We start from the raw sequence: 22,274 nt of genomic DNA, 5'->3' as shown, positions 1-22,274 counted from the left end.
CATTGTGACGGATGTTCATCGATGATGATTCGTCCTGACCTTATTGCGCTCTGGCCTCGCGCTAGAACTCGCCACCGATGCCGACATAGGCGGTGTGCTCGGTGCCGCCACCATTGCCGTAGCCGCCGACCACGCTCAGCGGCATGGCGGTGTTGAGGCGGTGGGCGAAGCCGAAACCGAAGCCGCCTTCGCCGTGATAGACCGAGCCGCGCATCTGCCAGGTGGTCTTGCCGGGCGCCGACGGCATCGGCGCAGTTGCGGTCGCGACTGCCGCGGCGATGCCACGCCGCGCTTCGGTCTGGTTGTCCCAGATCTGCGACTGCAACCCGGAAAGCTGCGACTGGAAGCCTGAAGACATGCCGCTCAGCTGACTCATGTTGACCGCGTCGGTCGGATTGACGCCCGCCGCGACGTTGGTCAGCCGCCGCTCGTTGCCGGCCGTGCCGAACGACACCGTGTTGGCGGCGCTCGCCACCGAGCCTGCGCCGATCGCGACCGAGTTCGATGCAAGCGCCTGCGCCCCAACTCCCAATGCCGTCGCGGCAGCGCCGCTGGCGACACTGGATTGGCCAATCGCGGTCGTGGCGTCGCCGTTTGCCGTGCTTGACACGCCGTAGGCGCTCGCTGCCGCGCCGTTTGCAACGCTGAGTGCGCCGGTCGCCGTTGCGTTGACCCCCGTTGCGGTGCTTTGAGCGCCCGTCGCGGTTGCGAAACTGCCGGTGGCATTGCTGCCAGCGCCGATTGCAGTCGCCGAGGCGCCGTCCGCGGAGGCCCCGCTGCCAAGCGCGGTCGCGACGATTCCGCTAGCGGTCGCGTTGCCGCCAATCGCCGTGGCGATTGCGCCGGTTGCCATGGCGGCCTGGCCCACCGCCGTGGCGGCGCTGCCGCTCGCAGTGGCTTGTTCGCCGAAGGCTGATGCGGCAGCACCGTTCGTAGTGGCCAAGCTTCCCACCGCGGTCGCATTACCTGCGACGCCATTGTTCGCGCCGCCGCCCGCAGCGTAGTCGGCCGCCGCTGCGGCGCTGGTCGCCAGCAAGGGGGCCGCTGCGGCCACAAGGACGAAACCTGCCGATAGCACGCGGTGGACGAAGTCTGCGAGGTGCACCGTGGACCGCGCGCTCGCGCGTTCGGTTTGACGTGCGTGGTTCTGTCCGCGAAGCAACCGAAATGACATCGTTCAAGCGCCCCTTTTCATTATTGACGCAGGGTGCGGAAAGCGCGTCGAGGGCGCATCAGCCGTTGGGTTGAAGGCAGCCCCATACCGTGATGCTGAGGTTGGCTTTTCCGCCGGGTGTTGCAGAATTGCCCGCGCCCCGTGGAACCGGCGTAGCCTTTTCCGGGATGCACTTCGGCAACAGACCGGCGAAAAGCGGCTGCCGGAGATCGGCACTGCATCGACTTCAGCCGAACGGTTGATGTGCGGCGGGCGGTCTCAGGCCACTTTCGTTCGGAGTCGGATGATGGCGCCCACGAATGCGGGGTCCGTTTCGCCAGAGTCCGGCCCACCGATCGGGATTCTGCGGCAGGAAGAACGCGTTCGCCATGACGCTGCGTTGGTTGAGTGCGGCCCTTGGGCTTGTGATTTTTGGACTCCTGATCGTGGGTGCTGTGACGACGTCCGCGCAGCAGACACCGCCGCAACCGCATCAGGCATCGCCACAGCAGCAACAGGCAGCCAAGCCTGCCAATATCGACCGCAACGGCATCCTCATGCTGATCCGGTCGACCCTGCTCGCGCTCGACCACGCCAACAAGACCGGCAACTACACCGTGCTGCGCGACCTCGGCGCGCCGGGCTTCCAGGTCAATACCGCCGCTCGGCTCGCGGAAATCTTCGCCAAGCAGCGCGGCGACAAGCTCGATCTCTCCGGCGTCGCGGTCATCGATCCGCAACTGTCGCTGTTGCCGCAGATCGAGCCCAATGGCCTCCTGCACATGGCAGGACTTTTTCCGTCGGCGCCATCGCAGGTGAATTTCGAATTGTTGTTTGCGGCCGTCGAAGGACAATGGCGTGTCTTCGGCGTGTCGCTGTCGGTCGGCCAGTCCTCGCCGGTAGCGCCGGCCGCGCCTGAAACTGTTCCCAAGGCTGTGGCCTCGCAAAAGAAGACTGGGCCGCCGAAGCCCAGTATCCCTTCGAAATAATCAACGGCCGTTCCGACGTCGAGAAATGTTGCTCAACGAAATAGCAACTCGATCACAACGTAAGCCACCCGCAATTCCACCTCGTCGCTTCGCGCATGAAGCCGTGCGTCATACGGTTGAAGGTTCGCAATGGTTATGTTGTGATAGTGTGTGACTGAAGCGCCAATGCCCCGCATGTTGTTTGGAATGAAGAGTTGGTCGTGACGTCTGAAGCTGCTCTTCTATCAGAGCTGATCGGCCTGGTTTATGACGCCGCGCTCGATCCAACCCTGTGGCCGCGCGCCTTGGAGCAGGCTTGCGTGTTCGTCGGCGGCTCCTCCGGAAACCTGTTCTGGCACGATGCGGCGACCGGACAATCCGCGGTGTTGCATCTCTTCAACGAAGAGCCGCAGTACACGAAACTCTATTTCGAGAAGTATCTTCCCCTGAACCCGTGCTTTCCAGCGGCTGCTTTCTCCGAGGTCGGTGTCGTCTATGCATCGACCGACTTCGTCCCCTTCGAGGAGATGGTGGAGACGCGCTTCTATGAAGAATGGATGAAGCCGCAGGGCATGATCGACGCGCTCGGGGCGAATTTGGAGAAGGGGGCGACCAATTCATCGATCGTCAGCGTCCGGATGCATGAGAAGGATGGCTTCGCCGACGCCGATCTGCGCCGCCGGTTTGCGCTGATCGTGCCACATTTTCAGCGGGCGGTGTCGATCGGACGTCTGTTCGATCAGAGTAAGGCGGCGCAGGCGGTCCTGACCCAAACGCTCGACAATATCTCGGCCGCGGTCTTCCTGGTGGGCTCCAACGGACGCCTTGTCCTCAGCAACCTGCCGGGACGCATGATGCTGGACGAGGCCGTGCTACTGACCGAACGAAACGGAGTGTTGTTCGCCATTGAACCAGAAGCGCAGCGCGGGCTACGCGATGCGCTTCTGGTTGCTGATCGCGGCGACGCAGCAGCGGACGGTGGCGACCCGATTTCGCTCTCGGCTGCGCTGCCCGGCCACTGGTTTGCCAATGTGCTGCCGCTGACCTCCGGCGACCGCCAGCGCACCGGCATGTTGCACTCCGCCGCTGCCGCAGTTTTCGTCCGCAGGACCTCGCCGGCAAGCCCGCCGCCGCTGGAGGTGCTCGCAAAACTCTACAAGCTGACCGCAAGCGAAGTCCGCCTGATCGACGGCGTTATGAAGGTCAGCGGGGTGAAAGCCCTGGCCGAGCTGCTCGGGCTGAGGCAGGCCACCGTCAAGACCCATCTCCACAACGTCTTCCGCAAGACCGGCACCGCGCGGCAGAGCGAGCTCGTGAAGCTGATTGCCGGCTTCGAACCGTCCGAGCGCGGGTGATCTGGCAGAACCGGACGGCGCGGACTACATCTGTGCCATGACAAATGCTCCGCCGGCAAACCACCCGCTCCAGGATTTCGTCGACCGGCACCAACGCTTGTTCGTACTGACCGGCGCCGGCTGCAGCACCAATTCGGGCATTCCCGACTATCGTGACAGCCATGGCAATTGGAAGCGGACCCAGCCGGTCAACTTCCAGGCCTTCATGTCGGAACAGCATACGCGCCAGCGCTATTGGGCGCGCAGCCTGATCGGATGGCGGCGGTTCGGCCGGGCCCGGCCAAACGATGCGCATCATGCGCTGGCTCGGCTCGAGGCCAATGGTCGCTGCGAGATGCTGCTGACCCAGAATGTCGACCGGCTGCATCAATCTGCCGGCCATCGGGAGGTGATCGATCTGCACGGCCGGCTCGATCTGGTCCGCTGCATGGGTTGCGGCGGGAAGACGCCGCGCGACGAATTCCAGGACGCGCTTGGTCGTGCCAACGCGGAATGGTTGACGCTCGATGCTGCGGACGCGCCGGACGGCGACGCGGATCTGAAGCACGCGGATTTTTCGTCGTTCAAGGTGCCGGTCTGCGAAGCCTGCGGCGGCATCCTCAAGCCGGACGTCGTGTTTTTCGGCGAGAACGTTCCACGCAACATCGTCGCCACCGCGCAGGACCATCTGTCGCAGGCCGACGCCATGCTGATCGTCGGCTCCTCGCTGATGGTCTATTCCGGCTTCCGCTTCGTAAAGGCTGCGGCGGAACGGCGGATTCCGATCGCTGCGGTCAATCTCGGCCGTACCCGCGCCGACGATCTCCTGACGCTGAAGGTCGAACAGCGCTGCGAAGCGGCGCTTGCATTCCTGCTCTGATCTCGCCCCAGGCGAACGCGCCTTGCCTATTGCGGCCTTGCCTATTGCATAGGTGCCAAGCAGAATGGCCGGATGCGGCGCTGTCAGTATGCCCGATGGCATGGAAATTGCTGCGCTTTTGACCTCAGTCTCGACGACCAGCACGGAGAGTTTGGAATGCTTGAGGGAGCCGAAGTGCGGCTTGCCGTCGATATCGGTGGCACGTTCACTGATATCGTGCTGGACGTGGGCGAGGCACGCAAAACGCGCAAGGTGCTGACGACGCCGCAGCGGCCTGAACAGGCCGTGCTGGATGGAATGCGTCTCATTCTCGCCGATGCGCGTGCCCATATCAGCGACATCGACGTCTTCATTCACGGCACGACGCTCGCGACCAACGCCATCATCGAGCGACGCGGCGCCAAAACCGCGCTGATTGCGACCGATGGATTTCGCGACGTGCTCGATATCGGCACCGAGAGCCGCTACGATCAGTACGATCTCACCATCGACAAGCCGAAGCCGCTGGCGCCGCGCAGCCTGCGCTTCACCGTGCCCGAGCGCATCGACGCGCATGGCGCCGTCCGTCTCCCGCTCGACGAAACAGCCGTGCGCGCACTCGCGCCGAAATTGCGTGAGCTGAAGGTCGAGAGCGTCGCGATCGCCTTCCTGCACTCCTACGCCAATCCCGAGCACGAGCGCCGCACCGCCGCGATCATCAGTGAGGAGATGCCCGGCATCTCCGTGACGGTATCGTCTGCGGTGTGTCCCGAGATCCGCGAATACGAGCGCACCTCCACCGCGGTCGCCAACGCCTATGTGCAACCGCTGATCGACGGCTATCTCGCCCGCATGTCTGATGCCCTGCAGGTCGAGCAGTACCGCGGTGCGATCTACCTCGTCACCTCCGGCGGTGGCGTCACCTCGATCGAGACGGCGCGGCGCTTTCCGGTTCGGCTGGTCGAATCCGGTCCCGCCGGCGGCGCGATCTTCTCGGCGCAGATCGCCGCGCGTCTCGGCGAGAGCAAGGTGCTTTCCTTCGACATGGGCGGCACCACGGCAAAAATCTGCCTGATCGAAAAATACCAGCCCGAGACTTCGCGCGTGTTCGAGGTCGATCGCGCCGCGCGCTTCCTCAAGGGTTCGGGCCTGCCGGTGCGTATCCCCGTGATCGAGATGGTCGAGATCGGCGCCGGCGGCGGCTCGATCGCCCATGTCGACGCGATGAAGCGTGTGACCGTCGGTCCTGAGAGTGCCTCGTCGGAGCCGGGACCTGCCTGTTATGGCCGCGGCGGCCAGCGGCCGGCGGTGACCGATGCGGACGTAGCCCTCGGCATGATCGATCCCGACGCCTTCGCGGGCGGGACGATCAAACTCGACCCGGAACTCGCGAAGCAGGCGCTGCTGCGCAGCGTCGGCGAGCCGCTGGGTCTCTCGGCCGAAACCGCAGCCTATGCCGTGCACGAGGTCGTTTGCGAGAACATGGCGAGCGCGGCGCGCGTGCACGCGGTCGAGCGCGGTGAAATCGTCGGCGAGCACACGCTGATCGCGTTCGGTGGTGCCGCGCCGCTGCATGCGGCGCGTGTCGCCGAGAAGATCGGCGTCTCCCGGGTGATCGTGCCGTCGAATGCCGGCGTCGGATCGGCCGTCGGATTTCTCGCGGCTCCGATCGCCTATGAATTGGTGCGCAGCCGTCACGTCCGGCTCGACGATTTCGACACCGAGGCGGTTTCCGACCTGCTCCAGGAGATGGTGACCGAAGCCCGCGCGCTGGTCGAGTCCGGTGCGGCCGGCGCGCCGGTGCGCGAGCGCCGCGCCGCGTTCATGCGCTATGTCGGCCAGGGGCACGAGATCACGATCGAGCTGCCGAACCGGCGGCTGACATCAGCCGATCTCGCCGGGTTGCGCCAGAAGTTCGAGGCCGACTATTCCGGGATGTTCGAGCGGTCGATTCCGGGCGCGGCGATCGAGGTGTTAAGCTGGTCGGTGCTCGCGACCACCGACGCACGCAATCCGTCGGTCGTCGCAAGCGTGACGCGCAAGCCAGCGGGCAAGGCCTCCGGCAGTCGAAAGTTCTTCGACGGCCGGGCGGGGGAGGTGATCGAGATCCCGCTCTATCGCCGCGAGGACATGGCGCCGGGCGCGACGATTGCGGGTCCCGCCGTGATCGCAGAGGACGAAACCTCGACCTTCGTCTCCACCAGTTTTGACGCCCATATCGACGGTGCCGGCAGCATCGTCATGGAACGGAAGGCGGCCTGATCATGAGCAAGGCAAAAGGCACGAGCCTGATCGACCTCCAGATCATGTGGCACCGGCTGATCGCCGTGGTGGAGGAGCAGGCGCAGGTGCTGCTCCGCACCGCGTTCAGCCCGATCGTGCGCGAATGCGGCGATCTGTCGGCCGGCGTGTTCGACCTCGAGGGGCGGATGCTGGCGCAGGCGGTCACGGGCACGCCCGGTCACGTCAACTCGATGGCGGAATCGGTCAAGCACTTCATCGCCCATTTCCCGATCAAGACGATGAAGGAGGGCGACGCCTACATCACCAACGATCCCTGGATGGGCACCGGCCATCTCAACGACTTCGTCGTCACCACGCCCTGCTTCAAGGACGGCAAGCCGGTCGCGCTGTTCTCCTGCACCAGCCATCTCATGGACATCGGTGGCATCGGCTTCGGGCCCGACGCCACCGACGTGTTCATGGAGGGGCTCTACATCCCCATGCTGAAGCTGATCGACCAGGGCGTCGTCAACGAAACGCTGATGGCGATGATCCGCACCAACACGCGGCTGCCGATCGACACCGAGGGCGACACTTATTCGCTCGCCGGCTGCAACGACGTCGGCTGCGAGCGTCTGGTCGAGATGATGACCGAATTCGGCATCGACACGCTGGATGAGCTCGGCGACTACATCTGCGACCGCTCGCGCGAGGCCGTGCTGGCCGAAATCGCAAAACTGCCAAAGGGCAGCTGGCACAACACCATGGTTGTCGACGGCTATGACGCGCCGGTGACGCTCGCCGCGACGTTGACGATCTCAGAGACGCGCATCCACGTCGATTTCGACGGCACCACGGGTGCCTCGAAGTTCGGCATCAACGTGCCGCTCTCCTACACCACGGCCTACACCGTGTTCGGCCTCGGCTGCGTGGTCGCCTCGCAAATCCCCAACAATGCCGGTTCGCTCTCGCCGCTGACGGTATCGGCGCCTGCGGGTGCGATCCTGAATGCGCCGAAGCCCGCGCCGGTCGCCTCGCGCCACATCATCGGCCAGATGCTCCCCGACGTCGTGTTCGGCTGCCTGCGTCAGATCATTCCCGAGCGCGTGCCGGCGGAAGGCACGTCATGTCTGTGGAATCTCAATGTGCGCGGACAGACGCGCAGCGGCGCCGGCGGCAATTACGGGTTCTCGATGGCGGTGACCTCCAATGGCGGCACCGGCGCGCGCTTTGCGAAGGACGGTCTGTCTGCGACCGCCTATCCCAGCGGCGTGCGCGGCACGCCGGTCGAGATCGCGGAGACGCAGACGCCGCTGATCTTCTGGCGCAAGGAGCTGCGACCGGATTCCGGCGGGGCAGGGCGCACCCGTGGCGGTCTCGGCCAGATCATCGAGGTCGGTAGCGGCGTCGATGCGCCGTTCGACATTCTCGCAGCGTTCGACCGCATCGAGCATCCGCCGCGCGGCCGCGATGGCGGCCAGAACGGCGAGGCCGGCTATGTCGGTCTCAAGTCTGGCAAGAAGCTGCGCGGAAAGGGCTTTCAGCAGGTGCCGCCGGATGATCGCCTCGTGGTGCTGACGCCCGGCGGCGCCGGCATCGGTGCGCCCACCGAGCGGGATCGTGCGGCCGTCAATGACGACGTCGAGAGCGGCCTCGTGTCGTCGGACAATGCAGTTGCGGTTTATGGATTCGCGCGGTGACGAGCCGGAAGCTACGCGCGCTAACGAGATGGAGAGATTGATGATCACGCGACGAAGCTTTACCGCAGGCGCAGCGACGCTATTAGCGGCAAGCCAGATCCCCACCCGCGCGCGCGCTGCGACGGTGAGCTGGGACATGTCGACGGTCTGGCCCGACGCCAATTTCCACACCCAGAACGCGTTTGCGTTTGCCGCGGAAGTCAAGAAGCAGACCGAGGGCGCGGTCGCGATCACGGTGAAAGCCGGCGGTCAGCTCGGCTTCAAGGGGCCGGAACATCTGCGCGCCGTGCGTGACGGACTCGTGCCGCTCGCCGACGTCCTCAACATCCAGCAGATCGGCGACGAGCCCTTCATGGGCGTCGAGAGCATTCCGTTCCTCTGCGGTTCGGTGGACGAATTGAAGGTGCTGCACAAATATGTGCGGCCCGAATATGAGAAGATCGCCGCGCGCAACAACCAGAAGATCCTCTACGTCGTGCCGTGGCCGACGCAATATCTACACCTCAAGGTGAAGGTTGCCGACGTCGAGGGACTGAAGAACATCAAGATCCGCGTTCCCGACAAGGGCGCCGTCGACATGCTGGCCGCCATCGGCATGGCGCCGATCATGATTCCCTGGGGCGAGACGATTCCGGCGCTGGCCTCCGGCGCGGTCTCTGGCGTCTCCACCTCGGCGGTGTCGGGCGTCGACGGGAAATTCTGGGAGTTCCTGAAATACATCTACCCGACCAATCACGTCTGGTCGTCGCAGATGCTGACCGTCAATCTCGACTCCTGGAAGGCGCTCTCGACTGACCAGCAGAATCTTGTTGCCGGCATCGCCGCCAAGATGGAGCCCGGCTTCTGGGCGAACTCGCTCAGGGCCGACGTCGACAGCCTCAACCGCATGAAGGAAGGCGGCATGGAGGTGGTGCCGGTTCCGGATGCGATGATGACCGAGATCCGGGCCAAGACCGCGCCGCAGCTCGAGGCCTTCCTCAAGCGTGTGCCGGCCGCCGACAAGCCGGTGCGGGCCTATCTTGCTGAAATGAAGCGCTGAGGACCGGACGGTGGTGAGCATCTCGCCGGAAGCGCCACAGAGCCTCAATGCCGCGGCGCCGGCGCCGCTGCGCCTCCTGCTCGACGGCATCGATCGTCTCGGCCGGCTCGACGGCTGGATCGGCGGCGGCTGTCTGCTCATGCTGACGCTGCTGATGCTGTGCGAGGTCGCAACGCGCTTCCTGTCGAACTTCCTGCCGTTCTTTCCCCCGACGATCTCGATTGCGTGGGAATATTCGTCCTATCTGATGGCGGCGTGCTTCACCTTCGGCGCCGCCATGACGCTGCGCGTTGGCGGCCACATCCGCGTCGTGTTGTTGCTGAAGAACGTTCCGGCGCCATTCCGGCGTGCGCTCGAGGTCCTCGCAGCAACGGGAGGCTTCCTCTTCATGGCTTTCCTGTCCTCCTCCATGGCGAAGTTCGCCTTCGGCGCCTTCATTCGCGGCCAGGTGTCGACCTCGAGCGACACGCCGCTGTGGTTTCCGCAAGCCGTCGTCGCCTTCGGCATGCTGCTGCTTACGCTCCAATTCCTGGCGCGCGCGATCCAGGCGGCGCTTGGCCTGCCGCTGGAAGATCACCGCATGAAGGCCACCCCCGTCGAATGATCGCGCTCGCACCTGCCATCGGACACCGGATCCCATGACCATCGAAGTCGTCGCGCTCTTTGCGATCCTGTTCGCGCTTCTGGCGTGCGGCATGTGGATCGGACTGACGCTCGCGCTCACCGCGACGCTGCTGCTCGCAATGTTCCGCTCGATCCCGCTCGACAAGCTGTTGCCGCAATACGCCTGGAACATCCTGACGACGCAGGAGCTGCTGGCGCTGCCGTTGTTCATCCTGATGGGCGAGCTGTTGTTTCGCACCCGCCTGTCGCGTTCGCTGTTCCAGGGGCTTGCGCCCTGGGCAGGCTTGCTGCCGGGCCGGCTGCTGCATGTCAACGTGATCGGCTGCACCATCTTCGCGGCGATCTCGGGCTCTTCGGCGGCGACCACGCAGGTGATCGGCCGCATGTCGCTCAACGAGCTCACACGCCGCGGCTATTCGCGCGACATCGCGATCGGATCGCTCGCCGGCGCCGGCACGCTCGGCTTCCTGATCCCGCCGTCGAACATCATGATCATCTACGGCGTGCTCGGTGACGTCTCGATCCTGAAGCTGTTCACCGCGGGCGTGCTGCCGGGCCTGCTGCTGGCCGCGACCTTCATGGGCTGGGTGATGCTGCACACCACACTCGACCGCACGATGGTGCCGGAGAGCGAAGCCAAGCTCTCGCAGGTGCCCTGGGGCGCGCGCTTCGCCGCGCTGAAGGACCTCGCGCCGGCGCTGTTCCTGATCGCGTGCGTGCTAGGCTCGATGTATGGCGGGCTCGCAACCCCGTCGGAAGCCGCCGCCGTCGGCGTGCTCGGCGCAGCCCTGGTCGCCCGGGCTCAGGGCTCGATGTCGCAGCAGGTGATGCGCGACGTGCTGATCGGCTCGGTCGTGACCTGCTCGATGATCGCGCTGATCGTGCTCGGCGCCTCGATCCTCGGCAACGCGGCGGCCTTTCTCGGCGTCCCGCAGGCGGTCGCAGTCTTCGTCAAGGGGCTCGGCCTGTCGCCCTTCATGCTGATCGTCGTGCTGATCATCTTCTACCTGATCCTCGGCTGCTTCCTCGACGGCTTCTCGATGATCGTGATGACGCTGCCGATCGTGCTGCCGATCGTGAAGGGGGCGGGCTTCGACGAGATCTGGTTCGGCATCTTCCTCGTGCTCGCGGTCGAAATGGCGCAGATCACGCCGCCGGTCGGCTTCAACCTGTTCGTCATCCAGGGCCTCACGGACGACGGCCTCGGCTACATCGCACGCGTCACGATGCCCTATCTCGTCATCATGGTCGGCTTCGTACTGCTGCTGACGCTCTGGCCCGGCATCGTCACGATTCTGCCGCGGGTGCTGTACGGAGGGTAGGTTCGCGCCGTCCCGGCCCTGAGGTCGGGACGGCGTTTCGATCCTTTTGGCTTATGCCGCCGCCTTCTTCCGCGCCTGCTCGGCTTTGTACAACTCGAACTCCTCCGCGATCGCCTTCGCGATTGACGGCCGCTGGCGCAACCGCTCGTAATAGGCTTTCACGTTCGGCCACTTCGCGAGCTCAATCGGCGGCGTCGCCATGGTCCAGTTGATCACCGTGACGAGATAGGCATCGGCGACGCTGAAATGATCGAGCAGGAACTCGCGTCCCCCAAGATAATTGTCCAGATAGTCGAGCCGCGACAGGTTCTTCTCGATCACATAGGCTTTCATCTCCTGCGGCGCCTTGCGGTCGAGCACGGGGATGAACAGCCCCTTGTGCAGCTCGGTGCCGATGAAGCAGAGCCATTGATGCAGGCGGGTGCGATCGATCCCCGCTGTGGCGCCGAGACCGGATTGCGGGAAACGGTCGGCGACATATTGCAGGATCGCGGCGTTCTCGGTCAGCACCACGCCCTCGTCGGTGCGCAGCGTCGGCACGAGGCCGATCGGGTTGACGGCGCGGAAGTCCGTGCCGTCCTGCAGCACGGTCTTGGTCGGGGAATCGACTTCGAGATAGGTTGCCTCGGCGCCGGCTTCGTAGAGCGCAACGCGCGTCGCCATGGAGCAGGCGAGCGGCGAGAAATAAAGATCCATCTTGGGCCTCCTTGGGCAATTCCTCTTTGTGAGTGTCGCTCAACCTGGCCAGATTGATTTTTGTACTGTCTTGCATAATATGGGATCGGTCAAGGATTAATTTGCGACATGGTACAAAAATCAAAGCCGCCAACTGCCGCCAGTGAGCACGAGCGCCGCGGTGAACCCAAGCGCCGCGGCCGTCCGCGCGCCTATGAGCCCGAATTCGCACTCGGCAAGGCGCTGGATTTGTTTCGCAGGCAGGGCTTTGCAGCGACCTCGCTCGATGATCTCAGCGAAGCCACCGGCATGAACCGCCCGAGCCTTTACGGTGCCTTCGGCGACAAGCGCGAGCTCTACATCAAGAGCTACCAGCGCTACCGTGAGGACGCACGCGCATCGGTGGTCGAGATCTTCCGCCAAGAGATGCCGGTGCGTCAGCGGCTGGAGCGCATCTACGCTGCGGCGCTGAACATCTATCTCTCCGGAGAGACCGGCCCGCGCGGCTGCTTCACCGTGGTGACTGCCGCATCGGAAGCGGTGGGCGATCCCGAGATTCGCGCCATGGTACTGGAGGGGCTCTCCGACCTGGACAAGGCCTTTGCGAGTTGCTTCCGCCGCGCCAAGGAGAAGGGCGAGTTGCCTGACAGCGCTGATCCCGCGGTTCTGGCGCAGCTTGCATCCGCTACTGTGCATTCGATTGCCATCCGCTCCCGTGCGCGCGTGTCACGCAAGGACCTGGAGGCGATCGTGAAAGGCGCGATTGATGTGATGGTGGGAGTCAAACCCTGAGCCGTCGCCGGGACGACGCCGTTGCTTGATCTCGCCGGATTATGCCGCGCGGATTTGCGCCAGGAACCGGTCCACCTCATCGCGCAGGCGCTGCGACTGCTTCGATAATTCGATCGCCGAGACCAGCACCTCTTCCGCGGCCGTGCCCGTTGCCGCGATGCCGTCGGTGACGCCGGCGATGTTCTGCGAAACCTCGCCGGTGCGCGCGGCGGCCTGCTGGACGTTCTGCGCGATCTCCTGTGTCGCGGTGCCCTGCTGGCCGACGGCTGCCGCAATCGCGGCGGAGATTTCGTCGACCTGCTGGATCGTCGCACAGATCGACTGGATACCGTCGACGGCGCCGGTGGTCTCGCCCTGAACGGCCGTCACCTGCGCGCCGATCTCTTCCGTCGCCTTCGCGGTCTGGGTCGCGAGCGCCTTGACCTCGGAGGCGACCACCGCAAAGCCGCGGCCGGCCTCGCCGGCGCGCGCCGCCTCGATCGTCGCATTCAGCGCCAGCAGATTGGTCTGCCCGGCGATCCCGTTGATGAAGGAGACGACGTCGCCGATTTTCTGCGCGGCGTCGGCGAGGCTCTGCACCCGCGCGTTGGACTCCCGTCCATCGCTCGCGGCCTTGCCCACCACCTCGGTCGCATGCGCGAGCCGGCGGCTGATTTCGGTCATCGACGAGGACAATTCTTCTGCCGCGGCCGCGACCGTCTGCACGTTCTCCGAGGCCAGCGCCGAGGCCGACGAGACCGCACGGGTCTGACTGCGCGACTGTTCGACGATATCGGACATCGAGCGCGCGGTGTGCTCCATCTCGACTGCGGCGGAAGACACCGTGGTGACGACGTCGCGGATGCTGGCCTCGAAATTGTCAGCGAGCGCGGCGAAAGCACGCCGCTTCTCCGCTTCGGATTGCGCCTTGGCCTCGAGCTGGTCGGCCTGGAGCTTGTCGAAGTTGACGGCATTGTCGCGGAACACCGCGACCGCCTTCACCATCGCGCCGACCTCGTCATTCGCCTTGCTTTCGGGAACGGCGACCTCGAGGTGGCCGTCGGCAAGTTCGCGCATCACGTTCGTAATGGACAGGATCGGCCGCGAGATGCTGCGCGCGATGAGATAGCCGACGATCGCGGCCAGCACGAGCCCGAGCGCGGCGATGGCGATCGCAAGCATCCAGGCCCGGTCGGCCGAGGCCACGTAATCGGCGTTGTCCATCACCAGCTCGACCGCGCCGAGCGGTTTTCCGGAAAAGTCCTTGATCGGCCCGAGCAGCGCGGCGACCGGCGTGGCGTCGAACTTGACCTGCTTCACAGTGAAGCTGCCGCCGGTGGCGCGGCCGTAATCCGCCGCGTCGAAGAAGCTCTTGCCCTTCAACGTCCCGCCGAACAGCTTGAAGTTCGAGCCGTCGGCGAGATGGAAGGCAATGTCGACGTGACGGTTGCTCTTGAAATCATCGAGGAAGGACTGGCCGAATGTCAGGCCGAATTCCACCGAGCCGAGATGCTTGGCCCCTTGCGCGATCGGCACCACGCCGCGGATGCCGAGCCCGGCGACGCCGCCTTCGAGGCCGACCACGACCCTGTGCTCCTGATTGGCGTCGACGACGGTCTTGCGGAAGCCCGAGAGGTCGTCGCCGAACTTCGCCGGCTGGTGCACGCGCAGGAAGGACGTCGCGGGCGGCGTATGGAACTGGAACTGTTCGACGCCGTACTCCGACTTGGTGGCGGCAAAGACCGGCCCGAACAGGGCGACCAGGGCGCTGCGATCCTGCTTGGCCATCGCCTCCTGCGTCGCCGGCATCGCGGCAACGACCGCGCTCATGGCGGCGGCGCGGTGGGACTCTTCGGCGATCCGCGACAGCAGCGCATCATAATGGCTGCGCAGTTCCCGCTGGTCGGCGCGGTCGATGATCCCCGCGATGATCCACATGGCGCCGAGCACGGCAATCAGCGCAGTCGCCGCCGCCGTCAGCGCAAGCGCCACCGTGATCCGCATCCTGAGGCCGAGGTTCGCCCGCATGTGTCCGACTCGTCGTTTGAGCGTTGGTTAACAACGCCTATCAACTTCTCGCTAAGAGAGGGTGAACGAGGGAGGGGAAGGGGGTTGTGGTGCGGGCGCCGGCTATTGGTCAAACCAAAGGTGTCGTCCCGGCGAAGGCCGGGACCCATAACCGCAGGGATGTAGTTAGGCGAAGACTCGGAGTTACAGCTTTGCGCCATAACTCCTCCCTGGGGTTATGGATCCCGGCCTTCGCCGGGACGACACCGAATATGGGGCGCCTGCGTTCTCGAAAATCTCGACTCCTAATACCCTCTTCCCCGGTCCACCACGTTCTCCAGCTCCCCACCCGCCTCGAACCGCGCGATCTGCTCGGCGACATAGGCCGAGATCGCGTCCGCATCGGTGTCGGCGGCGTTGTGCGGGGTCAGCACGACCTTGGGATGGGTCCAGAACCGGCTGTCCTTGGGCTGCGGTTCCTGGACGAAGACGTCGAGCGAAGCGGCGCCCAGCGTGCCGTCGTCGAGGCAGGCCAGGATGTCGGCTTCGTTCTGCAAGCCGCCGCGGCCGGCATTGATCAGCACCGGCGCGCCGAACGGGCCCTTGCGGTTGAGCTTGGTGAAGACGTCGCGATTGAGGATGCTGTGCGTGTCCGGAGTCAGCGGCAACAGGCTGACGAGGATGTCGGTCGCGCGCAGGAAGGCGTCTATCCCGGCCGCGCCATGGAAGCATTCGACGCCCGCGATGGTGCGCGGGCTGCGGCTCCAGCCGACGACGCGAAAGCCGAGCCGCCGCAGCACGTCGGCCGCATCGGTCCCTAACGTGCCCAGTCCCATGACGCCCACCGTCACGGCGCTGGCCGGCCACTGATATTTCGGCTCCCAGCGTTTTGCGCGCTGCGAATCCCGCAAGTACAGCTCCTGGCGGTGGTGCATCAGCACGTGCAGCACGACATATTCGGTCATGCGGTTGGTCAGGTCAGGCACGGCGACGCGCACCAGCGGCACGTTGGGCAGGCTCTTGTCGGCCATCAGCGCATCGACGCCGGCGCCGAGATTGAAGATCGCCCGCAGATTGAGGAAGGAGCCGAGGTCGCCCGGCACCGGCTTCCACACCGCGGCATAGTGCACCTCGGCCGGGTCGAGCCTGGCATCGGGCAGCAGCACCACGCGGCGGCCGCTAGCGACCGCATCGAACCGGACCTTCCAGCGCTCCGGCAGCCAGTTCTGCTGCGTGCTGTTGATCAGGACGGCCAGTGTGCCTTTGGTCATTTCGAAGTGCCTCGTCGGGTTCCGCTTGAAGGCCCTTCCTTGGCACGATCTGCCGGATTTTTCTTGCAAATTTTTTCCGCAGCCCTGTCGGGGCGGGGCATATTGGATCGTCTTCAAAACAAGCGTTCAGGGAAGGGCTGCCCATGCTTTATGCGATCCTTTGCTATCATGACGAGGACTTCGTCGGCTCCTGGAGCAAGGACCAGGACGAGGCCGTGATGAAGAAGCTCGCCGTGGTGCAGGAAGGTCTCGCCAAGCAGGGGCGGCTCGGCCCGGTAGCGCGGCTGCTGCCGACCACGGCGGCGGCGACGCTACGCAAGGAAGACCCGCCGCTGGTGCTCGACGGCCCCTATGCGGAGACCAAGGAGCAGCTGCTCGGCTTCTACATCGTCGATTGCAAGAATCTCGACGAGGCGCTCGACGTCGCGCGCGACCTCGGCGCCGCCAATCCCGGCGGCGCCTATGAGGTGCGCCCGGTCGGCGTGTTCAGACCGGGGGGAAATCTGACGTGAGCGAAGCCGACACCGCCTGGATCGAGACAGCGCTGACCTCGGCGCGTCCGCAGGCGGTCGGCGCACTGCTGCGCTATTTCCGCGATCTCGATACCGCCGAGGAGGCGTTTCAGAACGCCTGCCTGCGCGCCCTGAAGACCTGGCCGCAGAATGGGCCGCCGCGCGATCCCGCGGCCTGGCTGATCATGGTCGGCCGCAACGTCGCGATCGATGAGGTGCGCCGGACCCGCAAGCAGCAGCCGCTGCCGGAGGACGACCAGGCGATCTCCGATCTCGATGACGCCGAAGGCGCGCTCGCCGAACGCCTCGACGGCTCGCACTATCGCGACGATATTTTGCGGCTAATGTTCATCTGCTGCCATCCGCAGCTGCCGGCGACGCAGCAGATTGCGCTGGCGTTGCGTATCGTCTCCGGTCTCACCGTGAAGCAGATCGCGCGCGCCTTCCTGGTCTCGGAAGCGGCGATGGAGCAGCGCATCACGCGTGCCAAGGCCAAGGTCGCCGACGCCGGCGTTCCCTTCGAGACGCCCGGCGCGATCGAGCGTTCCGACCGGCTCGCCGGTGTCGCCGCGATGATCTATCTGATCTTCAACGAGGGCTATTCGGCGAGCGGCGACACCGCCGAGATCCGCAAGCCGCTCTGTGAGGAGGCGATCCGGCTGGCGCGGTTGTTGTTGCGCCTGTTCCAGAGCGAGCCGGAGATCATGGGCCTGACGGCTCTGATCTTGTTGCAGCACGCTCGCAGTGCCGCGCGCTTTACCGCGGACGGCTCGCTCATTCTCCTGGACGACCAGAACCGTTCGTTGTGGAACGGCACCATGATCGCCGAAGGGCTGGCGCTGATCGACAAGGCGATGCGTCACCGCCGCAGCGGGCCTTACCAGATCCAGGCCGCGATCGCCGCGCTGCATGCGCGCGCAGCGACGCCGGAGGAAACCGACTGGACCGAGATCGACCTGCTCTACGGCGTGCTCGAGCTGGTGCAGCCTTCGCCAGTGGTGACGCTCAACCGTGCGGTTGCGGTCTCCAAGGTGCGCGGGCCGCAAGCCGCGCTCGATCTGATCGAGCCGCTGGCGCCGAAGCTCGCTAATTATTTCCACTTCTACGGCGTGCGAGGCGCGTTTCTCATGCAGCTCGGTCGCAACGACGAAGCCCGCGTCGCCTTCGACCGCGCCATCGCGCTCGCCAACACCTCGGCGGAAGCCGCCCACATCCGCATGCACATCGACCGCCTCATCCGGGACAGCCAGCCGAAGGCCGGCAACGGGAGCGCGAAACAGGGTGCGAAGGCGAAGTGACGCCCAAAAAAGTTCCGCCAAATGTCGGCCTCAGCCCGCTCCCTTCGTCCTTAGCCCGTAGCCAGGGAGCCACGTATGCTGAAAGCCATTGCCATCATCGCCGTCGTGCTCGCGGTCGGGATCGCGGCCGTCCTCGTCTTCGCCCTGACCAAGCCCGACACTTTTCGTGTCGAGCGCTCGCTTGCCGTGAAGGCACCGGCCGCTGCGATCTATCCGCTCGTCGCCGATTTCCACTTCTGGGTCAGCTGGTCACCTTATGAGGAGCGCGATCCCGACATGAAGCGCAGCCTCGGTGGAACTGCGTCAGGAAAGGGCGCGACCTATGCCTGGGACGGCAACAACAATGTCGGCGCCGGCCATATGGAGATCCTCGAGGCGACCACGCCTTCGAAACTGCGCATCAAGCTCGATTTCGAGCGGCCGTTCGAGGGGCACAACACCGCCGAGTTCACGTTTGTGCCGCAAGGCGATGCCACACTGGTCACATGGACGATGTACGGTCCGGCTCTCTTCATGTCCAAGGTGATGCAGGTCTTCATCAACATGGACACCATGATCGGCAAGGATTTCGAAACCGGCCTCGCCGGTCTGAAGAAGCTCACGGAGAAGTAAGGTCGTCACGGCACAAGGAGAGAAACAATGCTCAACGCCTATCTGTTCTATCAGGACACCTGCGAAGCCGCGTTCAATTTCTACGCCAAGGTTCTCGGCGGCAAGATCGAGGCCATGATCCGCTCATCGGAGGCGCCGCCGGACATGCCTGCCACGCCCGGCCGCGAGAAGATGATCATGCATGCGCGAATGTCGCTGCCTGACGGCGGCGTGCTGATGGCTTCCGACGTGGCAGCCGAACACTTTCACAAGCCGCAGGGCTTCTCGATCTCGCTCCAGGTCGCGGACCCCGCCGAGGGCGAACGCAAGTTCAACGCGCTCGCCGACGGCGGCGCCGTCACCATGCCTTTCGCCAAAACGTTCTGGGCCAGGGGCTTTGGCATGTGCGTCGACAAATTCGGCATTCCCTGGATGGTGAACTGTCCGGCCGAGGGAATGTGACAGACGCGATCGCCAAGCGCTGATCCCCTCTCTCCAGTTGCGGGAGAGGGGACGCATCTGCAGACGCCGATTGGCCTTGTGTTCTCTCAGCGGATCGATCCGGTCGCGTCCCCGCTCGGCGGCGACTGAGCGCAGTGACGGCAGATCACGAGCTTGGCACCGAGTCGCCTCTCCTTCTCCGCTTCGATCTCGTCATGGACCGCCCACCATGCCTCGGAATACGGGCGTAAGGTGCCTAGCACTTTTTCCCGCTCATGATTGGGATCACTCTCCGCAGGAGTTTGGCTTGCCACGCGGCGCGTTGTGACGGAGGGGCGCTTCGGAACTTGGTTCGGATTCTGGCCGAGGCCGTCCCACGCAATCGGACGACGTTCCTGCGCCGGCGCCGCGGCGCAGCCCATGAGCGCGGCGCAAAAAGCGAGCGAAATGAAGCCGTGTCGCATCATGCCGGACTTTCATAGCGGTACGCGCCACGCAAAATCCGCGTGGGAGATTTTGCATCACGCCGAATCAAGTGGAACCTAAGGCAAACGAAATGGCCGGCATGGCCGAATATGGGTTTTCGATTCGCATCACTTTGCGAGAGCAGTGAGGCCGGATCGTGAAATGGCGCGGACCGCATCGCACAACAACTGGCGCAATATTAGGCTGTAAAATCCGCGACAGAGTCGCTAATCATTCCTTCATAAAAGCTACAAAATAGGGTGGGGGCGACTTGGAAGGGGAGCGACCGATGGCGGCGGCGCTGCAGATCAATTTTGCACTTTGGGGTATGCTCATCTGCGCGAGCATGGAATTGGCGCAGATGATCCAGGGGTTCTACTAGGACATCACATCAGCTGGTTCGCCAGAAACGCGATGAGCGGAACTGATGTGCACGACAAAGAATTCCAGCCGCGATATAGTCATGCCGCGGCTCGTGTCCGCCTGCCTCCTCATCGACAGCGCGGATAAATCGCGGCGAGGTCGCGCCCCTTCAGCAAGAGCAACCGCGAGGTGAGGCCGCCGCGGCGGCTGATCCAGTCGCGGACCGGGCCGGGATAGGCTTGGAGCACGGCTTCGGATGCTTCCGGCTCGGCATAGAGGCGCCCGCGCCGGTCGACCGAGCGCGCGGCATGGAAGCCGAGCACGGCGCGCTTGGTGACGCAAATGCGCTCGCCCGGAACGATGCTCAGCACCAGCGTGCAGGCGGACAGGCAGGGACCGTCGATCACCACGCGCTCGCCGCTCTCGCGCACCTTCTCGAACAGATCGAGGAACGGTCCCACCTGTCCGCCGGGGCTCTGGATGATGCGGATTTCGGCGGCCGCAGGCGTGGCGGCGAGCAGGGCGGATGCGAGCGCAAGGGCCTTGAGGAAGGTGACGCGTTGCATGAACTCTCCACCAACTCGATCTGTAGGGTGGGTTAGCCGAAGGCGTAACCCACCACGTCTTTCGCCGCGCGAGAAGAGGTGGGTTACGCTTCGCTAACCCACCGTTCTATCCATTCCGCCGTTCGCCGCGCAGCGTCGGCAGGCCGATACCCGCCGCATCGAAGCCGCCATCAACGGCCAAAATTTGACCCGTGATGTAACTCGCGCGCTCCGAGCACAGGAAGTAGATCGCTTCCGCGAGTTCCTCCTCCAGGCCATAGCGGTTGAGCGGGATGGCGTCGTGATAGTCGGCGCGGATTTCCGGCGTGTGCACCTGCTTCGCCATCGCGGTGTCGACCGGCCCCGGCGCGACCGCGTTGACGCGGATGTTGAGCGAGGCGAGTTCGACCGCGAGCTGCTTGGTCAGGTGCGCCAGTCCGGCCTTGCTGGTGCCGTAGGCCGAGCGCAGCGTCGAGGCGCGCACCGCCGAGATCGAGGTGATGTTGACGATGGCGCCACCGCCCTGCTCGCGCATCAGCGGCGCGGCCGCCTTGGTGCACAGGAACGGACCGGTGAGGTTGACCGCCACGATCCTGTTCCAGTCGGCGTCGCTGGTCTCCAGCACGGGTGCGAACACCGCGACGCCGGCATTGTTGACCAGCGCATCGAGCCGTCCGAAGCGGCTCATGAGCCCTGCCATTGCAGCTCCCACGGCGGCTGGGTCGGATACGTCGCAGGTGATCGCCAGCGTGTGATCGGGATTTTTCAGCGCCGCCACTGCGCTCGCCTGCAGCTCTCCCGCGATATCGAGCAGCGCCACGCGCCACCCGTCGGCGAGAAAGCGCTTCGCCGTCGCCAAGCCGATCCCGCGTGCGGCGCCGGTGACGAGGGCAACTTTGGCGGGCGAAGAAATCATGACGCGGTCCTTTGCACGGGATCGCGGCATGACAGTTTGGCCGGTCCCCCGCAAGGAACTACCATCTGCGTGATTTGCCGCAATGACCTCCGAAATAATTTTAACGGCCGTGTCGGCTTGGTAGAACGTCATTCGTCTTACGAGGTGAGCGCGGGTCAGGCGGCCCGCTTATCCGGCCATCATTCCGTGGCTGCGTTTCGCGGCGCATGTCGCTATGTGGAACGACGAGGCAAGTGAGGAACCGCATGCGATTCATGATGCTGATGATCCCGCTCGGCTACGAGACCGCGCCGGCGGACGTGCAACTCGATCCCGAACGCGTCGCCGCGATGATGCGCTACAACGAGGCGTTGAAGGACGCCGGCGTGCTGATCACGCTGGACGGCCTGCATCCGCCGTCGATGGGCGCCCGTGTTTCGTTTGCCGCCGGCATACCGGTCGTGACCGACGGCCCGTTCACGGAAGCCAAGGAAGTGCTGGGCGGCTACTGGATGATCGATGTCGCCTCGCGCGAGGAGGCGATTGCCTGGGCCAAGGAGTGCCCGGCGTTGGCCAATGAAATCATCGAGATCCGCCAGGTGCAGGAAATGTCCGATTTTCCGCCGGAGGTGCAGGCGGCTGCCGCCGGCTTCGACGACCTGAAGAGTTAGCCACCCGGTCGCGATGGAATCGCGGCTGTCGCCAATCGATCAACAAAGGGAGAGAACCGATGAGCACCGAACACAAATTCCTCGCCGTCTATCTCGGCAGCATGACCGGCGAGAAGATGAAGGCCTGGCATGCGATGCCCGAGGCCCAACGCAAGGCCAAGGAACAGGAGGGCATGGCCGCCTGGCACGGCTGGGTCGAGAAGCACAAGGACGTCATCGTCGAGATCGGTGGCCCGCTCGGCAAGACCCGCAAGATCGACACCAGCGGCGTCACCGAGGTCAGCAATGCGCTGACCGGCTTCACGGTGGTGCGGGCGGCCTCGCAAGAGGCGGCCGCCAAACTGTTCGAGAACCATCCGCACTTTGCGATCTTTCCCGGCGAGGCCGTCGAGGTCATGCCCGTGCTGGCCATCCCGCAGATGTAGGTCCGAGAAAGTCGTGTCCGGGCGCGATGCCGACGCATCGCCCGGCATGACCGTGGAAGTACGGGGTTCATCACGCCCCCTTCGCCGCTAGTGACCTTCACGCCCGGCTCATGTTAAAGCCG

General features: G+C 64.8%; 22 protein-coding genes. 15 read left to right on the top strand and 7 right to left on the bottom strand.

What is annotated here, in order from left to right; genetic code table 11:
• Positions 1-61: 61 nt before the first annotated feature.
• Complete coding sequence (locus tag JJE66_RS03515; RefSeq protein ID WP_311979821.1) at positions 62-1,105, bottom strand: adhesin; 1,044 nt, start codon at positions 1,103-1,105, stop codon at positions 62-64.
• Positions 1,106-1,542: 437 nt separating this feature from the next.
• Here JJE66_RS03515 and JJE66_RS03510 point away from each other — a divergent pair, with 437 nt between their 5' ends.
• The 8 genes from JJE66_RS03510 (at position 1,543) to JJE66_RS03475 (ending at position 11,222) form a co-directional block, all read left to right on the top strand.
• A complete protein-coding gene (locus JJE66_RS03510) occupies positions 1,543-2,142 on the top strand; it encodes a hypothetical protein (protein ID WP_200512722.1) in 600 nt (199 codons plus the stop codon).
• 200 nt (positions 2,143-2,342) lie between these two features.
• Entirely contained in the window at positions 2,343-3,476 is a 1,134-nt protein-coding gene (locus JJE66_RS03505; protein ID WP_200512721.1) for a LuxR family transcriptional regulator, read from the top strand.
• A 37-nt stretch (positions 3,477-3,513) separates the two neighbouring features.
• Positions 3,514-4,335, top strand: a complete 822-nt coding sequence (locus JJE66_RS03500; RefSeq protein WP_200512720.1) for an NAD-dependent protein deacetylase — start codon at positions 3,514-3,516, stop codon at positions 4,333-4,335.
• A gap of 156 nt (positions 4,336-4,491) precedes the next feature.
• Entirely contained in the window at positions 4,492-6,576 is a 2,085-nt protein-coding gene (locus JJE66_RS03495) for a hydantoinase/oxoprolinase family protein (RefSeq protein ID WP_200512719.1), read from the top strand.
• A gap of 2 nt (positions 6,577-6,578) precedes the next feature.
• Positions 6,579-8,237: a hydantoinase B/oxoprolinase family protein gene (locus JJE66_RS03490; protein WP_200512718.1), complete on the top strand. Its 1,659-nt coding sequence runs from the start codon at positions 6,579-6,581 to the stop codon at positions 8,235-8,237.
• A gap of 40 nt (positions 8,238-8,277) precedes the next feature.
• A complete protein-coding gene (locus tag JJE66_RS03485) occupies positions 8,278-9,276 on the top strand; it encodes a TRAP transporter substrate-binding protein (RefSeq protein WP_200512717.1) in 999 nt (332 codons plus the stop codon).
• Between the two features lie 10 nt (positions 9,277-9,286).
• Positions 9,287-9,880 (top strand): TRAP transporter small permease subunit, encoded by a 594-nt coding sequence (locus JJE66_RS03480; RefSeq protein WP_200512716.1) that lies wholly within the window; start codon positions 9,287-9,289, stop codon positions 9,878-9,880.
• Positions 9,881-9,914: 34 nt separating this feature from the next.
• The gene (locus JJE66_RS03475; protein WP_200512715.1) at positions 9,915-11,222 is read left to right on the top strand and encodes a TRAP transporter large permease; all 1,308 of its coding nucleotides are present in this window, start codon (positions 9,915-9,917) and stop codon (positions 11,220-11,222) included.
• Between the two features lie 51 nt (positions 11,223-11,273).
• On the opposite strand, the gene JJE66_RS03470 is transcribed toward JJE66_RS03475, so the two are convergent.
• On the bottom strand, positions 11,274-11,918 hold the full coding sequence (locus tag JJE66_RS03470; RefSeq protein ID WP_200512714.1) for a glutathione binding-like protein: 645 nt from the start codon (positions 11,916-11,918) through the stop codon (positions 11,274-11,276).
• Positions 11,919-12,026: 108 nt separating this feature from the next.
• Here JJE66_RS03470 and JJE66_RS03465 point away from each other — a divergent pair, with 108 nt between their 5' ends.
• Entirely contained in the window at positions 12,027-12,689 is a 663-nt protein-coding gene (locus JJE66_RS03465) for a TetR/AcrR family transcriptional regulator (RefSeq protein WP_200512713.1), read from the top strand.
• 39 nt (positions 12,690-12,728) lie between these two features.
• Here the strand turns inward: JJE66_RS03465 and JJE66_RS03460 are convergent, their stop codons facing one another.
• A complete protein-coding gene (locus JJE66_RS03460; RefSeq protein ID WP_200512712.1) occupies positions 12,729-14,696 on the bottom strand; it encodes a methyl-accepting chemotaxis protein in 1,968 nt (655 codons plus the stop codon).
• 284 nt (positions 14,697-14,980) lie between these two features.
• Positions 14,981-15,946 (bottom strand): glyoxylate/hydroxypyruvate reductase A, encoded by a 966-nt coding sequence (locus JJE66_RS03455; protein WP_200512711.1) that lies wholly within the window; start codon positions 15,944-15,946, stop codon positions 14,981-14,983.
• A 143-nt stretch (positions 15,947-16,089) separates the two neighbouring features.
• Between JJE66_RS03455 and JJE66_RS03450 the strand changes: the two genes are divergently transcribed.
• From JJE66_RS03450 to JJE66_RS03435, 4 genes are all read left to right on the top strand, one after another.
• Positions 16,090-16,458, top strand: a complete 369-nt coding sequence (locus JJE66_RS03450) for a YciI family protein (protein WP_074121342.1) — start codon at positions 16,090-16,092, stop codon at positions 16,456-16,458.
• Positions 16,455-17,756, top strand: coding sequence for an RNA polymerase sigma factor (locus JJE66_RS03445; RefSeq protein ID WP_200512710.1), 1,302 nt, complete (start codon positions 16,455-16,457; stop codon positions 17,754-17,756). Before JJE66_RS03450 ends, JJE66_RS03445 begins: the two co-directional genes overlap by 4 nt.
• Before the next feature lie 75 nt (positions 17,757-17,831).
• Positions 17,832-18,368 carry an SRPBCC family protein gene (locus JJE66_RS03440; RefSeq protein ID WP_200512709.1) on the top strand — a complete coding sequence of 179 codons (537 nt, stop codon included), beginning with the start codon at positions 17,832-17,834 and terminating at the stop codon, positions 18,366-18,368.
• Positions 18,369-18,395: 27 nt separating this feature from the next.
• Entirely contained in the window at positions 18,396-18,809 is a 414-nt protein-coding gene (locus JJE66_RS03435; RefSeq protein WP_200512708.1) for a VOC family protein, read from the top strand.
• 86 nt (positions 18,810-18,895) lie between these two features.
• Here JJE66_RS03435 and JJE66_RS37830 read toward each other — a convergent pair whose 3' ends face one another.
• The 3 genes from JJE66_RS37830 to JJE66_RS03425 all read right to left on the bottom strand — a co-directional run bounded on the left by JJE66_RS37830 (position 18,896) and on the right by JJE66_RS03425 (position 21,077).
• Positions 18,896-19,255 (bottom strand): hypothetical protein, encoded by a 360-nt coding sequence (locus tag JJE66_RS37830; RefSeq protein WP_246756050.1) that lies wholly within the window; start codon positions 19,253-19,255, stop codon positions 18,896-18,898.
• A 489-nt stretch (positions 19,256-19,744) separates the two neighbouring features.
• Entirely contained in the window at positions 19,745-20,182 is a 438-nt protein-coding gene (locus tag JJE66_RS03430; RefSeq protein WP_200512707.1) for a hypothetical protein, read from the bottom strand.
• Between the two features lie 106 nt (positions 20,183-20,288).
• Positions 20,289-21,077, bottom strand: a complete 789-nt coding sequence (locus tag JJE66_RS03425; protein ID WP_200512706.1) for an SDR family NAD(P)-dependent oxidoreductase — start codon at positions 21,075-21,077, stop codon at positions 20,289-20,291.
• A gap of 245 nt (positions 21,078-21,322) precedes the next feature.
• Here JJE66_RS03425 and JJE66_RS03420 point away from each other — a divergent pair, with 245 nt between their 5' ends.
• Together JJE66_RS03420 and JJE66_RS03415 are read left to right on the top strand one after the other, a co-directional pair.
• Entirely contained in the window at positions 21,323-21,727 is a 405-nt protein-coding gene (locus JJE66_RS03420; RefSeq protein WP_200512705.1) for a YciI family protein, read from the top strand.
• A gap of 59 nt (positions 21,728-21,786) precedes the next feature.
• Positions 21,787-22,152 (top strand): YciI family protein, encoded by a 366-nt coding sequence (locus tag JJE66_RS03415; RefSeq protein WP_200512704.1) that lies wholly within the window; start codon positions 21,787-21,789, stop codon positions 22,150-22,152.
• Positions 22,153-22,274: the final 122 nt, after the last annotated feature.

The sequence above is a fragment of the Bradyrhizobium diazoefficiens genome (assembly GCF_016612535.1).
Taxonomy (GTDB): domain Bacteria; phylum Pseudomonadota; class Alphaproteobacteria; order Rhizobiales; family Xanthobacteraceae; genus Bradyrhizobium; species Bradyrhizobium diazoefficiens_C.
This window is presented reverse-complemented; position numbering and strand designations above follow the sequence as displayed.

Bases quoted from the DNA above. Each gene is read 5' to 3' on its own strand.
- JJE66_RS03510 (WP_200512722.1), top strand. From the start codon at position 1,543: ATGACGCTGCGTTGGTTGAGTGCGGCCCTTGGGCTTGTGATTTTTGGA.
- JJE66_RS03500 (WP_200512720.1), top strand. From the start codon at position 3,514: ATGACAAATGCTCCGCCGGCAAACCACCCGCTCCAGGATTTCGTCGAC.
- JJE66_RS03495 (WP_200512719.1), top strand. From the start codon at position 4,492: ATGCTTGAGGGAGCCGAAGTGCGGCTTGCCGTCGATATCGGTGGCACG.
- JJE66_RS03490 (WP_200512718.1), top strand. From the start codon at position 6,579: ATGAGCAAGGCAAAAGGCACGAGCCTGATCGACCTCCAGATCATGTGG.
- JJE66_RS03485 (WP_200512717.1), top strand. From the start codon at position 8,278: ATGATCACGCGACGAAGCTTTACCGCAGGCGCAGCGACGCTATTAGCG.
- JJE66_RS03475 (WP_200512715.1), top strand. From the start codon at position 9,915: ATGACCATCGAAGTCGTCGCGCTCTTTGCGATCCTGTTCGCGCTTCTG.
- JJE66_RS03470 (WP_200512714.1), bottom strand. From the start codon at position 11,918: ATGGATCTTTATTTCTCGCCGCTCGCCTGCTCCATGGCGACGCGCGTT.
- JJE66_RS03465 (WP_200512713.1), top strand. From the start codon at position 12,027: ATGGTACAAAAATCAAAGCCGCCAACTGCCGCCAGTGAGCACGAGCGC.
- JJE66_RS03460 (WP_200512712.1), bottom strand. From the start codon at position 14,696: ATGCGGGCGAACCTCGGCCTCAGGATGCGGATCACGGTGGCGCTTGCG.
- JJE66_RS03455 (WP_200512711.1), bottom strand. From the start codon at position 15,946: ATGACCAAAGGCACACTGGCCGTCCTGATCAACAGCACGCAGCAGAAC.
- JJE66_RS03450 (WP_074121342.1), top strand. From the start codon at position 16,090: ATGCTTTATGCGATCCTTTGCTATCATGACGAGGACTTCGTCGGCTCC.
- JJE66_RS03440 (WP_200512709.1), top strand. From the start codon at position 17,832: ATGCTGAAAGCCATTGCCATCATCGCCGTCGTGCTCGCGGTCGGGATC.
- JJE66_RS03435 (WP_200512708.1), top strand. From the start codon at position 18,396: ATGCTCAACGCCTATCTGTTCTATCAGGACACCTGCGAAGCCGCGTTC.
- JJE66_RS37830 (WP_246756050.1), bottom strand. From the start codon at position 19,255: ATGATGCGACACGGCTTCATTTCGCTCGCTTTTTGCGCCGCGCTCATG.
- JJE66_RS03430 (WP_200512707.1), bottom strand. From the start codon at position 20,182: ATGCAACGCGTCACCTTCCTCAAGGCCCTTGCGCTCGCATCCGCCCTG.
- JJE66_RS03425 (WP_200512706.1), bottom strand. From the start codon at position 21,077: ATGATTTCTTCGCCCGCCAAAGTTGCCCTCGTCACCGGCGCCGCACGC.
- JJE66_RS03420 (WP_200512705.1), top strand. From the start codon at position 21,323: ATGCGATTCATGATGCTGATGATCCCGCTCGGCTACGAGACCGCGCCG.
- JJE66_RS03415 (WP_200512704.1), top strand. From the start codon at position 21,787: ATGAGCACCGAACACAAATTCCTCGCCGTCTATCTCGGCAGCATGACC.